Consider the following 12,722-nt stretch of genomic DNA (forward strand, 5'->3'; position numbering starts at 1 on the left):
AAAGCTACTTTGGCTTTGAAGTCGGCTGAATGGTTACGGCGTTTTGCCATCGGATAGTCCTTTTCAAAAACGGCTATCCCACCTTAACACCCTGTCCTGTTTTTGGGGACCATCTCTGATATTTTCAGGATGTCATATCCCATTCTGATTCTTGCAACACACGACGGTAACTTTCACACACAGGAAACCGTTTGTCGTTTTTTAAAACAATTTCGTAGGTGTCATCCACATGATCAATTCGTTTAATGGCATCTTTAAGCACCCAATGGGCCAAATGAACACAGGTGCCATTGTGTCCACGCAAATCATGCACCGCATCACTGAAGCGATATAAAATTCGATCTTCCCCTTTATCGCCATAAACACGAATGAAATGATCTTCCTGGCTTACTGCCCAAATTTCTTCACCGACATCTTTTTTAAGTCTTGCAACAAACCGTGGAGGCTCAATTGCTTGCTTTTCGGGCGCTGTTGTCGGCGTTGTTTTACGAAAGAAAAACATTATTACCTCAAACAAGCTTGGTCTTATATCTTCTTATTTGATGTAAGAAGGCTCAAGTAAAATTGCCAGTCTCCCATAAAAAAAGAGAGCCACCGACACAACAAAACGTCTCTACAGCTCTCTTGAAAAGTTTGTGTTTGACGAAGGTTGATGGGGGCAAGTCTTGCGTCAGTGACCGTTCACTTTTCGAATAACAAAAACCAGTAGACCGACGACCACAAGCAAAGTGGTTACAACACCGCCGACACCGAATAAACCAATCGTATCCATGACATTCCCTCCTGATACGCTGAATGAACAGGCATATCATGGCAACCATCTTCTTTTGATGCATTGCGAATTATCAATGGAATAAATTAATTTTCATTGGCAATGTTTTGTAAACGCACCAAATCTGCAAGAAAATGATTTTTCCCTAAGTCCTTTAAGGAGCCTTCACGCTTAAATTCTGCAATGATGCGCGATGTGGTTTCCGTCGTCACACCCAGGATTGCCCCGAGGTCTTCCCGGCTGAATAAATAACAACTGTTATCGACCTTATCCGATAAACCGATAACAAGACGGGCCACTCGGGATTTCGAACTGCCTGTCGATAATTCCGTCAGCCATTCATCCGCCTGTTTAACGGCTGTGTGCCAACGATTTAACAATTGATTATGCAGACGCGGTGTTTCCCGATTTAAGCGTTCCACCACATCACGCGGAATTTGACATAGTTCAGCATCGCGTAAAACAGTCGCGTAATGTTCATAAGTCGGATTGACCAGCACTTCCAGCCCCGCAACATCACCTGTGCGTAACAATCTGACGATACGCTGCCCGCCATCGGGTAAATACTGTGTCAGTTTAATAACACCACTGCGCACCGTATAGAGAAATTGACCTTCATCGCCTTCGCCATAAAGACGATCCCCGGCCTTTTTCTCCACTTCCATAATGGGTTTATGGATCAGTTCAAAATCCGTATGTTCCAAATCAGCAAAAAGTGCAAGATGGCGAATACCACAATTTTCACAGTTAGAAACACCCGACCAAGCGTTGGCAATGGCTCGTTTTTCCACCCTAGTATCCCCTACAACATGCAACGTTATTAAATCAGTTTTTAGTCATTAAACCAAATCACAAAATCTTTGCAATCCAATTTTACTATTTTATCTTAATCCATTGATTAACCATATATTTATTATGGCTTATATCTCTTTTTATACTTTTTCTAATTTTTATTGACTTCATAGGATTTGTCATTATTTTTTGCATTGCAATATAAACAACCTTTATGCCAAGTTTAAGGAAATCCCCCCAATGGAACATACACCGACTTTAACTGAAAAACTTACCGGCGACGCCCTTCCGTTTATCATCATGGGCATTGGCGCCTTTATGCTGAGTTGGGTCTTTTTTCTGGGTGACCTCGTCACAGGATAAATAAACCAAATCGCTTAAAAGGGGGTAAGATACTATGTCTTACCCCCTTTTTTATTCTTCGGGCTTGCATCTCTCAAAAAACAGAATAGCTTTGATAAAATCATATCAGGGGAATTAATTCGGACATGTCCAACACCAACAATCCCATTATCGACTGGCTTTTACAGGAAGGCTGGCAGATAACCGATAAATCGGACTTTACCTTAGCCCTTGCCCAAACCTTTATTAAAGCAGGAGTTCCGCTGGATCGTCAGCGCCTTGTTATTCGCTTGCTCCATCCACAGGTCATGGGCTTCAGTTATACATGGGACAGCCAAACACAAGAGGTTGACCTGTTTGAAACCGGTCACCATCTGCGTGAAAGCGAAATGTATAGAAACAGCCCGTTCGCTGCCTTGTTTGAAGATGGCGCGGGGGCCATTCGCCGCCCCTTACATGATCCCAAATGTCAAATGGATTACTCTGTACTTCCTGATTTAAAAGATGAAGGTTTTACAGATTACGTTGCCTTGCCCCTGATTTTTTCAGATGGCAGACGCAGTGCCATCACCCTTGCCAGTAAAACACCTGGCGGCTTCAGCACTGAACATCTAACGACAATATATGACAGCCTCCCTGCCCTTGCCCGCATCGTTGAAAACTACGCCTTAAAACATACAGCCACCGTCCTGCTGGAAACCTATTTAGGGAAAGAAACCGGGAAACAGGTTCTCAGCGGCAAGGTCAAACGCGGGGACGGTCAAATCATTCGCGCCGTTTTGTGGTTTTCAGACTTGCGTCAATCCACCACGTTGGCAGAAACCCTGCCCCGTGCGGATTTTCTGGATATGTTAAACGATTATTTTGACTGTACAGCCGGTGCCGTCCTCGCAAATGGTGGCGAAGTCTTGCGATATATTGGGGACGCCGTTCTCGCCATTTTCCCAGTTGGTGAAACACCGGAATGCAGCCAAACACACCAAGCCGCCCAAAATGCCGAACGCGCCATACGCAGCGCCTTTGATCGTTTAAACGAGCTTAACGCCACGCATGGGGCCAAAAACCTGCCCCTCATCAATTGCGGGATCGGCATTCATGTTGGTGAAGTTATGTATGGCAATATCGGCACCCATGATCGGCTTGAATTTTCTGTCATTGGTTCTTCCGCCAACGAAGCCGCAAGACTGGAAAGCATGACAAAGGAACTAAACGTTCCTGTCGTGGTCTCTAATCAATTCTGCCAACTTCATGGCGGAGACTGGCAATCGCTGGGAGAACATAATTTAAGGGGTTTTTCTCACAAACGGGAACTATTCACCTTAATACGATAGAACCTCTGGTTTGACCTTTCGTTTTCAGTTAAAGTGAGGCTCAAATAAATGGGCGGGTTGGGAGAAAGAATTTGAACGCGCATATCACGGCAAATATCCTCGCGGTATCAACAAATGATGAACTGCAAAAACGGTTTTGCGCCGATTTAACAAAACATCATTATCAAGTCCGTTTTTGCAATCCAGACAGTTTGCAGGACAATGTAAGCAAAGAGCGCCCCGACCTGATCGTTGTCGATGTTTCCCATAACGAATTTGACGGTTTCGGTTTAATCGAAAAATTGAAAGGTGACGCGGCCTCTAAGCACATTCCCACGGTCGCGCTTGTGCCTGAAAAAACACCGGACTTATACCAACGCGCTATTGAAGTTCATGCAGATGATATTTTCATCCAGTCTTTTAATATCGAAGAGTTTTTTGTTCATATCAAACCGTTGCTTCGCCTTTCCACTATGTTTGTCGAACTTGAAAACCGTGTTTCTTTAGCAAAAAGTCTTGGTATCAATGCCAACGAAGAGATTGATGAAAGCGATGATAGCGCCTATCAAATTATGTTGATCGCCCCTCGTGACGGTGACCGGGCAATGATTGAAGCCGTGTTAAACGGCAATTGCCAAATCAATGCCAGTGATGATTTTTTTGTCGCAGAAGAAGAATTAAGCAAGGCCAATTACGATGCTGTCATCTGTGCGCTTAATGATGAAAACAAGGAACAAGCCTTTGTCTTAAGCTCGCGTGCCAGAAACAACCCTCGCCTTTTTAACCTGCCTGTATTGTTTATCAATGATGACAATATTACAGACCGACTGGATGCTTATCGCCGGGGCGTGACACGGATTACCAATCGTCCGCTGAACAATGCCTCGCTTCATGCCAAAGTAAAAATGCTGGTGCGCCGCCAACGTCTGCGTTGGAACATCCGCAAAGCAATGGATAGCACACGGGCACCAAAAAGCATTGAGCCAACAACGCAGGCTTACAATCAAGATTTTTTCAAAGCAAACCTTTTGCATCAAATCGAAAATGCACACAAATGGCATAAATACCTGACGTGTGTCTTTTTCTCTATCGGCAACCTGAGTAATATCAAAACCCAGTTTGGTGATGAAGCCGCACAGCATCTTATGCAACAAATTCATCAATGGATTGGCGGTCTATCACGTGTCGAAGATTGCGTTTCCCTTTATCAGGAAAATGAATTTGCAATTGCACTTCCCGACACCCCAATGAATGAAGCACAAATTGTCATGCATCGCATTGCCGGCATCCTCAGCTATACCGACTTTGCTTTGCCCGATGTCTTTCAACCTGTCAGCGTTTGGGTCGAATGCGGTATTGCGCAATTGACGCCGAATGATGATGTAAAATCCATGATCGAACGCGCAAGAAACCCGATCGTCTAATCCAGAGAAAACGGCGGATTTTATGTATATCGACCTTTACTATGACACAATCTGTCCCTGGTGCTGTATTGGTAAAAAACGACTGGAAAAAGCCTTATTGAGTCGCGCCCATATCTCTTTAAAAATCCGCTGGAAACCCTTTTTGCTGAACCCGACGATGGGACCCGGCGGCATGGACCGTCAGCTTTACTTGTCACAAAAATTCGGCGGACCGGATCGGGCAAAACGTGTTTATGATGCCATTGCCCAAACCGGACAGGAGAATGGGATCGATTTTCATTTCGATTTAATTCGTTACACCCCCAATTCCATTGCCTCTCATCGCCTTGTCTTTTTTGCGACCCGTTTTGATTTGCAAATCCAAATGGTTGACCGATTATTTCAGGCCTTCTTTATCGAAGGTAAAAATATCGGCGATATCGATGTTTTGACAACACTCGCCACGGAAATAGGGCTGGATAAAGCGGCAACAAAGGCTTTTTTACAAAGCGATGAATTGCATCAAGACGTAATAGAATCTGACCGTCAAGCCCGTGAACTGGGCGTTCACGGGGTGCCTGCCTTTGTGGCGCGCGACAGATATATTATCTCAGGTGCCCAAGAATCAAAAATTCTTGGTAAATTTATTGATACGGCGTGGAACGGGTAATTATTGCAAACGGGCCATTTCGCCCAGATCTTTCAACAAACGCTTCACACCTGTCAATCTGGTTGCCATATCATCCCAACGCCGCATAAAGACCAGACAATGATCCGGGCGCATTTTTGCTGTTCCGGCTTGGTCCATCAAGAAACGGACCAATCCATCGGGATTTGCAAACTCGTTATTACGGAATTTAATCACAGCCCCTTTGGGTCCCGCATCAATTTTTTCGATATGCGCTTCACGACAAAGATGTTTCATCGCCACTGTATCCAGCAGGTTTTCGACCTCGCCCGGCATCGGACCAAAACGATCAACCAGTTCCGCCGCAAATGAATCCAGATCCTGCTGCGTTTTTAATGTGGATACCCGGCGATACAGTTCCATACGAACATTCAGGTCTGCAATATAACTTTGCGGGATCAAGACCGGCAAACCAATGCCGATCTGAGGGCTCCAATCATGGGGGTTATCTTCCTCAAACCCACCGCCGCCTTTGGCCTCAGCAACCGCTTCTTCCAGCATTTGTTGATAAAGTTCGATACCGACTTCTTTGATATGACCGGATTGCTCATCCCCCAGCAAATTTCCGGCACCACGAATATCCAGATCGTGACTGGCCAATGTAAACCCGGCCCCTAAACTATCCAAGGTTTGCATGACTTCAAGACGTTTTTCCGCTGTTTTGGAAATTTTCTGACCGGGTGGTAAGGTCAAATAAGCATAAGCACGCATTTTGGATCGCCCGACCCGTCCGCGCAACTGATAAAGTTGCGCAAGGCCAAACATATCAGCCCGATGAATGAAGATCGTGTTTACGGACGGTAAATCCAAACCAGACTCAACAATATTGGTTGCCAGTAAAATATCGAACGCTTTTTCGGAAAAAGCCGTCATAACCTCTTCTAATTCAGATGGCTTCATACGACCATGCGCCACCGCAATTTTTGCATCGGGAACCAGATCGTGTAATTCGCGCGCGACTTTATCCAAATCCGCCAAACGCGGACACACATAAAAACATTGCCCCCCACGGAAACGTTCGCGCTGAATTGCCTCACGGACAACCACGTGATCAAATGGCATAACAAAGGTACGTACGGCCAAACGATCAACAGGCGGCGTTGCAATCAGGCTCATTTCCTTCACCCCGGTCAACGCCATTTGCAGCGTTCGCGGAATGGGAGTCGCCGTCAAGGTTAAAACATGAACATCGGCCTTCAGTTTTTTCAGCTGTTCTTTATGGGTCACGCCAAAATGCTGTTCTTCATCAATAATCAGCAGGCCAAGACGGTTGAATTTAACATTTTTCGCCAATAGCGCATGGGTTCCAACAACGATATCAACGGTGCCTTTGTCCATTTCTTCTTTCACGCGTTTGGCTTGCGTTGGCGTGACCAGTCGCGAGAGTTGCTGAATACGAACAGGGAAATGTTTAAACCGTTCAACAAAATTATTGTAATGCTGACGGGCCAGTAAAGTCGTCGGCACAACCACCGCAACCTGCATCCCGCTCATCGCTGCGACAAAGGCTGCACGCAAGGCGACTTCGGTTTTGCCAAACCCGACATCACCGCAGACCAGACGGTCCATCGGGCGTCCGCTATTCAAATCCGATATGGCATCCCCGATGGCGCGCAATTGATCGTCGGTTTCCACGAACTGAAACTGGGTACAAAATTCTTCGTACAAACCGTCCGGTGCCGCAATGGCTTCCCCTTTGCGCAGTTCGCGTTCCGCAGCCACTTTGATTAACTGCTGGGCCATATCCTTGACGCGTTCTTTCAGGCGTGCTTTGCGCGCCTGCCACGCCACACCACCAAGTTTATCCAGATGGGCTGCCCCTTGGTCAGAGCCAAAGCGAGATAACAATTCAATGTTTTCAACTGGCAAAAACAGCTTGTCACCCCCATCATAAACCAGCACCAAGCAATCATGGGGTGCACCGCCAACATTGATGGTCTCCAACCCTTCATAGCGCCCAATCCCGTGATCCACATGGACGACAAGGTCGTTTTCATTCAGGCTGGATGCCTCTGCAATAAAGTTTTCCGCCCGCATACGCCGTCTGGCCGGGCGGACCATACGTTCACCTAAAATATCCTGCTCACACAGAATGGTTAGGCCATCAAACGCAAAACCGTGTTCCAGCCCTAAAACGATCAGGGCAACCCCGTCTTTTGGCAGGCGTTCCACATCGGCAAAGCTGCCAATGGCGGCCAAGCCTGCAACACCATGTTCCTTTAAGACCGTCATCAAACGATCGCGTGATCCATCTGAATAAGCGGCAATCACAACGCGTTGTTTATTGTTTTGTTCCGCAACAATATATTGGCGAACAGCATCATAAACATTGGCATTGGGGTTGGCGCGGGCCTCAGCAAAATCCAGACTGCGCCGCGCGTTGCCATCAATGACAGTGTCGCCCGGTTCCAGATTGAAGGCACTGAATTCACCAATACCATACCCGTCCAACAGTTTTTCCCAATCGTCGCCTTCAAAATAAAGCAGGGATGGATCAATCGGGTTATAAGGCGCTTCGCCCCCTAAAGAAGCCCCGGCCACATCGACACGCGCGTCATAATAATCTGCAATCATTTCCAGACGGGAATCTCGTGCTTGATCAACCTGATGATCAAGCACAATTTTTGCTGTTTTAGGAAGATAATCCAGCACACTTTCCATTTGGTCATGGAACAAGGGTAACCAATGTTCCACCCCCATCGGGCGGCGACCTGCTGACACGGCTTCATAAAGCGGATCTTTCTCCGCTTTCGCCCCGAAAATTTTACGAAATTCGGTCCGAAAACGCGAAATGGCTTCATCCCCCATCGGCAATTCGCTGACGGGTTTCAAGGCAAAGGTATCAATTGTCTCAAGCGTGCGTTGTGAAAGCGGATCAAACGTACGGATTGCCGCGACTTCGTCCCATTCCAGATCAAGGCGTAACGGTTCTTCCCGTCCCGGGGGAAAAACGTCTACGATATCGCCACGAACCGCATATTCGCCCGGTTCCATCACCGTTTCGCTACGCTGATAGCCATTTCGTTCCAAAAACTTGACGAGATCTTCGCGTCGAACTTCATCCCCAATTTTTGCCGTAAAAACAGCATCTTTGAAACTCGCACGCGGGGGAACTTTTTGTAAAAAGGCAGAAACTGTTGTTAAAAGCAAACGCGATGTGCCTTTGGGACGATTCAATAAGGTCGTCAATCCGTCCACGCGTTGCCCGACAATTTCAGCATGCGGTGACACACGGTCATAAGGCAGGCAATCCCATGCCGGAAACTGAATCACCTGAAGATCGGGATAGAAAAAAGAGACCGCATTGGCCGCACGTACCATTTTTGTCTCATCCGTGGTGACGAATAAAACATCGCCGTGCTGTTTTGCTAGATAGCCTAAAAGAACACTGTCATATCCTTCCGGCACACCGCCATAGGTCAATGTGCCAGCTGTTGGAAGCGCGCGTAAACTCAGTTTCATAACAGGTCGTTTGCCTTTGCCTAGGCGTTTTCGATATATTCCTGACAATCGCGAAGTTTAATCATCACGTTATTGTCAAATTCTGCCGGGACATCCAATTTCCCGGTAATCCATTTAAAGATATCCAGATCATTCTGTTCCAGCAAGGCTTCGAACTGGGATATCTCCTCATCCGGTAATTCACCAAGGTAACGTTCAGAAAAACGTGCGAAAATCACATCGTTTTCGTGCATACCCATATATTTGCATTTGTGATGTAAACGTTTAAGACGATCATCCATGTCGAACACCATTTGCCAGATGAAAAAATTTGCTTAGGATATAGCGACCTTTTCACTCATTGTCATGGCTTAAAGCATGCGTCCTGAAATTCTTTTTCCATTATTTCGACCAATTACCGCCCTTGCCGGCGTTGGTCCGCGTATTTCCAAATTGATGGAAAAACTCACTGGTGAACATATTGTCGATATTCTGTGGCACCTTCCAACATCGTTTGTCGATCGACGTTTTACCCCGACAATCGCCGATGCGCCAGACCATGCCATTGTGACTTTGGAAGTCACTGTTGCCAAACATTTCCCATCGCGTAACCGCCGTGCACCTTATAAAGTTTCCTGTTTTGATGAAACGGGTCACATGGATCTGGTCTTTTTCAATGCACGTGCGGATTATTTAAAAAAGCAATTACCCGAAGGCGAAACCCGTATTGTCAGTGGCACGGTTGAACGTTTTCAAGGTGTTCTACAAATGACCCATCCTGACCGAATGGGGTCATTGGATGAAAAAGAAGATATACAAACCGTCGATCCGGTTTACCCCTTGACCGCAGGGGTCACAAACAAACTTATGGGAAAAACGGTTCAACATGCCCTTGAACAAACAACCGCCCTGCCGGAATGGTTAAACGAGGCCTTTAAAAAAGTAAAAAATTGGCCTGACTGGCAAGATGCCCTGACAAGCGCACATCATCCCGGTTGCGAAGAAGACCTGTTTGCCGACACCCCGGCACGTGAACGTCTTGCTTATGACGAATTGCTTGCCAATCAACTTGCACTCGCACTGGTCCGACGAACCGTACGCCGTGCTGCCGGGCGCAGCATTACGGGGAACGGAAGTTTGCGCAAAACAATAAGGGATGCCCTGCCCTTTGATCTCACCACCTCGCAGGAAGACTCCCTAAAAGAGATTGAAACCGATATGGCAGAACCATTGCGGATGCTGCGCCTGCTGCAAGGTGATGTTGGCAGTGGTAAAACCGTTGTTGCCCTGCTCAGTGCTCTGACCGCCATAGAAGCGGGCCTACAGGCCGTTATCATGGCACCGACGGAGATTTTAGCCCGTCAACATATGGAAACCATTGCGCCATTACTGACAGGAACACCGATCAATCCAATCCTTCTAACGGGGCGCGATAAGGGGAAAAAACGACAAGCCATCCTCGAACAAATTGCCAGTGGTGAAGTTCAACTGATCATCGGAACGCATGCCCTGTTTCAGGATGATGTGGATTTTGCCAATTTAGGACTCGCCATCATTGACGAACAGCACCGTTTTGGCGTGCATCAACGCCTTGCGCTCGCCAGCAAGGGGCAGCATGTGGATGTTCTGGTTATGACCGCCACCCCCATTCCACGCACCCTTATGCTGACCGCCTACGGCGATATGGATGTTTCGCGCCTGTTGGAAAAACCTGCGGGACGCAAACCCGTTGATACCCGTGTCATGCCCCTTGCAAAACTGGAAGAGGTCGCATTCGGCCTTAAGCGCATGATTGATAAAGGTGCGCGTATCTATTGGGTTTGTCCTTTGGTGGAAGAATCCGACAAAATCGAAGTCGCTGCTGCGCAAGAAAGGTTTGAACACCTTCAATCCCTTTATGGTGCACGTGTTGGTCTTGTTCATGGCAAAATGAAGGGGACGGAAAAAGATGCCGTCATGGCGGCCTTTGTTGCTGGGGACATTGACATACTGGTCGCAACCACCGTTATCGAAGTAGGTGTAAACGTACCCGAAGCAACCGTCATGATCGTTGAACATGCCGAACGTTTTGGCCTTGCCCAGCTCCATCAACTGCGTGGGCGTATCGGACGGGGGATGGATGCCTCAACCTGTCTTTTATTATACGGCACGCCCTTATCGGAAAACGGACAAGCCCGCCTTAAAATTATGCGAGATACCGAAGATGGCTTTATCATTGCCGAAGAAGATTTGCGCTTGCGGGGCGCGGGGGAAGTCTTAGGTACACGCCAAAGCGGACTGCCGGAATTTAAACTCGCGCAATTGCCCGCACACGAAGATTTACTGGCAGCCGCGCGCGACGATGTCAAACTGATACTGGAACAAGACCCCGAATTACAGACAGAACGCGGTCAAGCCTTGCGCACCCTCCTTTATTTATTTGAAGAGGATGCGAGCGTGGGATATCTGCGGTCTGGTTAAGCATTCTCATCTTTAGATGGAATCGGGTGTTTGGAAACTAAGACCGGGCTTCCGTCCTTTTCCCGCAAAACATCCACATCTTCATACGTCTTAGCGGATGTTTGTGGAACTTGTTGTTCTTCGATAGGTCGCGTATCCAATGGAGTTACAATCCCACCGGAAATAACCATCTTAACCGCTTGTTCCACCGTCATATTCAACGGAATCAGTTCCCCTTTGGGAACGAACAGCAAGAAACCGGATGTCGGGTTCGGTGTTGTCGGCAAGAAGATATTTACACATTGTTCTTCCGTCAGGTTTTGAACTTCACCTTTTGTGGTGCCCGTGATAAAGCCGATTGCCCAAATCCCGCGACGGGGATATTCAATCAAAACCGCCTCGCGAAAGGCTTGTGATTTCTGGGCGAGTACGGTTTCAAAAATTTGCTTGGTTGCACTGTAAATCCCACTGATAACCGGCATACGCGCCATAATGCTTTCACTGATGCGTACAAGCAACTTACCGACAAAACCAGCCGTTAACATCCCCACCACAGTCAAACTGACAAGGACAATCAGCAATCCCATTCCCGGAATACTAAAGGGAAGGTAAGTTTCCGGATTATACTTTTCCGGGATGAGTGGCGTGACCTTTTGATCAACAAAATCCACAAAGACCCATGCGACCAAAATCGTAATGGATAATGGTGCTGTTACCAGTAAGCCCGTCAGGAAATAGGCGCGAATACGCCCCATGACAGTCAACCCTTTAACAGGTTTGGTATCTTCTGACGAATTTTCTTCGGTCATGGACAAGCGTTCCTAATTTCTATAGCGTGGAAGTGCATGGTATAGAGTTTAACGTAAAGACAAAAGAACGAAATGAGCCTGTTATGAAAAATTGGGTTATACAATACGTCTATGCAACGGACAAAAACGAACAAGGTATCTCAATTCTGGAAGTTCAAGCCGAAAGTCTTGAAGATGCAAAAAAAATCGCCGTTCAAAAAGCGGCTGCCGAAGAATATGTCTTTAATGTCTACCCACAATCTGACGAACAATTTTTAGGAAACGTCAAACATCAAGCCAGTATTCTTGTGGGTAAAGGCGAAACTATTGAAAATGATGCGGAATAAAATGAAATGGCGCTATGTATCAGCTTTTATATTTCGCGAGTTCTTGCCCCATTCTGCGAATATTTTTCACAAAGATATTGATTAATCCACGCATAAAAGGATCAGCTTTCGAAAGCTTACTTTCAAACGTATCGCGCGTCACAATAACCAGCGTTGTTTGCTGAACTGAACGTGCCGCAGCCATCCGGGGCGCATTGTCGATCAAAGCCATTTCCCCAAAAATACCGCCTTTGTTCACCGTGCCAAGCACGACTTCACGACCATCAACCATTTTGTAAATTTCAACCATGCCGCGCTCAATGATATAAGCGCGATCACCGGGATCGCCTTCTTTAAAAATACGGTCCCCCGCATAAAAGACTTTACGCTCAATAAAACGTTTCGCAGCGTGGCCAGCCAT

The 12,722-nt window shown here is 46.9% G+C and carries 12 protein-coding genes; 6 read left to right on the plus strand and 6 right to left on the minus strand.

Annotation, left to right across the window (positions count from 1 at the left end; translation table 11 throughout):
- Positions 1 to 124 precede the first annotated feature (124 nt).
- Positions 125 to 502: a LytTR family transcriptional regulator DNA-binding domain-containing protein gene (locus IEW74_RS11050; protein WP_188664870.1), complete on the minus strand. Its 378-nt coding sequence runs from the start codon at positions 500 to 502 to the stop codon at positions 125 to 127.
- Between the two features lie 356 nt (positions 503 to 858).
- Positions 859 to 1,563 (minus strand): Crp/Fnr family transcriptional regulator, encoded by a 705-nt coding sequence (locus IEW74_RS11055; protein ID WP_188664873.1) that lies wholly within the window; start codon positions 1,561 to 1,563, stop codon positions 859 to 861.
- 241 nt (positions 1,564 to 1,804) lie between these two features.
- Here IEW74_RS11055 and IEW74_RS17505 point away from each other — a divergent pair, with 241 nt between their 5' ends.
- The 4 genes from IEW74_RS17505 (at position 1,805) to IEW74_RS11070 (ending at position 5,289) form a co-directional block, all read left to right on the plus strand.
- Positions 1,805 to 1,927 carry a hypothetical protein gene (locus IEW74_RS17505; RefSeq protein WP_268233807.1) on the plus strand — a complete coding sequence of 41 codons (123 nt, stop codon included), beginning with the start codon at positions 1,805 to 1,807 and terminating at the stop codon, positions 1,925 to 1,927.
- A 125-nt stretch (positions 1,928 to 2,052) separates the two neighbouring features.
- Complete coding sequence (locus tag IEW74_RS11060; RefSeq protein ID WP_188664876.1) at positions 2,053 to 3,237, plus strand: adenylate/guanylate cyclase domain-containing protein; 1,185 nt, start codon at positions 2,053 to 2,055, stop codon at positions 3,235 to 3,237.
- A gap of 71 nt (positions 3,238 to 3,308) precedes the next feature.
- Positions 3,309 to 4,640 carry a diguanylate cyclase domain-containing protein gene (locus tag IEW74_RS11065; protein ID WP_188664879.1) on the plus strand — a complete coding sequence of 444 codons (1,332 nt, stop codon included), beginning with the start codon at positions 3,309 to 3,311 and terminating at the stop codon, positions 4,638 to 4,640.
- A 22-nt stretch (positions 4,641 to 4,662) separates the two neighbouring features.
- Entirely contained in the window at positions 4,663 to 5,289 is a 627-nt protein-coding gene (locus IEW74_RS11070; RefSeq protein ID WP_188664883.1) for a DsbA family oxidoreductase, read from the plus strand.
- Here the strand turns inward: IEW74_RS11070 and mfd are convergent, their stop codons facing one another.
- Together mfd and IEW74_RS11080 are read right to left on the minus strand one after the other, a co-directional pair.
- The gene (mfd, locus tag IEW74_RS11075) at positions 5,290 to 8,769 is read right to left on the minus strand and encodes a transcription-repair coupling factor (protein ID WP_188664886.1); all 3,480 of its coding nucleotides are present in this window, start codon (positions 8,767 to 8,769) and stop codon (positions 5,290 to 5,292) included.
- A gap of 20 nt (positions 8,770 to 8,789) precedes the next feature.
- Positions 8,790 to 9,050 carry a succinate dehydrogenase assembly factor 2 gene (locus tag IEW74_RS11080; protein WP_188664889.1) on the minus strand — a complete coding sequence of 87 codons (261 nt, stop codon included), beginning with the start codon at positions 9,048 to 9,050 and terminating at the stop codon, positions 8,790 to 8,792.
- A gap of 76 nt (positions 9,051 to 9,126) precedes the next feature.
- On the opposite strand from IEW74_RS11080, the gene recG reads away from it, so the two are divergent.
- Positions 9,127 to 11,208: an ATP-dependent DNA helicase RecG gene (recG, locus tag IEW74_RS11085; protein WP_188664891.1), complete on the plus strand. Its 2,082-nt coding sequence runs from the start codon at positions 9,127 to 9,129 to the stop codon at positions 11,206 to 11,208.
- Here recG and IEW74_RS11090 read toward each other — a convergent pair.
- Positions 11,205 to 11,996, minus strand: a complete 792-nt coding sequence (locus IEW74_RS11090; RefSeq protein WP_188664893.1) for a DUF502 domain-containing protein — start codon at positions 11,994 to 11,996, stop codon at positions 11,205 to 11,207. The genes recG and IEW74_RS11090 overlap by 4 nt on opposite strands.
- A gap of 83 nt (positions 11,997 to 12,079) precedes the next feature.
- Between IEW74_RS11090 and IEW74_RS11095 the strand changes: the two genes are divergently transcribed.
- On the plus strand, positions 12,080 to 12,322 hold the full coding sequence (locus tag IEW74_RS11095; protein ID WP_188664896.1) for a hypothetical protein: 243 nt from the start codon (positions 12,080 to 12,082) through the stop codon (positions 12,320 to 12,322).
- A gap of 19 nt (positions 12,323 to 12,341) precedes the next feature.
- On the opposite strand, the gene IEW74_RS11100 is transcribed toward IEW74_RS11095, so the two are convergent.
- The gene (locus tag IEW74_RS11100; protein WP_188664899.1) at positions 12,342 to 12,722 is read right to left on the minus strand and encodes a cyclic nucleotide-binding domain-containing protein; all 381 of its coding nucleotides are present in this window, start codon (positions 12,720 to 12,722) and stop codon (positions 12,342 to 12,344) included.

Origin of the sequence: Terasakiella brassicae (genome assembly GCF_014641495.1) — a bacterium.
Lineage (GTDB): Bacteria > Pseudomonadota > Alphaproteobacteria > Rhodospirillales > Terasakiellaceae > Terasakiella > Terasakiella brassicae.

Bases quoted from the DNA above. Each gene is read 5' to 3' on its own strand.
- IEW74_RS11050 (WP_188664870.1), bottom strand. From the start codon at position 502: ATGTTTTTCTTTCGTAAAACAACGCCGACAACAGCGCCCGAAAAGCAA.
- IEW74_RS11100 (WP_188664899.1), bottom strand. From the start codon at position 12,722: ATGGCTGGCCACGCTGCGAAACGTTTTATTGAGCGTAAAGTCTTTTAT.
- IEW74_RS11070 (WP_188664883.1), top strand. From the start codon at position 4,663: ATGTATATCGACCTTTACTATGACACAATCTGTCCCTGGTGCTGTATT.
- IEW74_RS11095 (WP_188664896.1), top strand. From the start codon at position 12,080: ATGAAAAATTGGGTTATACAATACGTCTATGCAACGGACAAAAACGAA.
- IEW74_RS11090 (WP_188664893.1), bottom strand. From the start codon at position 11,996: ATGACCGAAGAAAATTCGTCAGAAGATACCAAACCTGTTAAAGGGTTG.
- recG (WP_188664891.1), top strand. From the start codon at position 9,127: ATGCGTCCTGAAATTCTTTTTCCATTATTTCGACCAATTACCGCCCTT.
- IEW74_RS11060 (WP_188664876.1), top strand. From the start codon at position 2,053: ATGTCCAACACCAACAATCCCATTATCGACTGGCTTTTACAGGAAGGC.
- mfd (WP_188664886.1), bottom strand. From the start codon at position 8,769: ATGAAACTGAGTTTACGCGCGCTTCCAACAGCTGGCACATTGACCTAT.
- IEW74_RS17505 (WP_268233807.1), top strand. From the start codon at position 1,805: ATGGAACATACACCGACTTTAACTGAAAAACTTACCGGCGACGCCCTT.
- IEW74_RS11080 (WP_188664889.1), bottom strand. From the start codon at position 9,050: ATGGATGATCGTCTTAAACGTTTACATCACAAATGCAAATATATGGGT.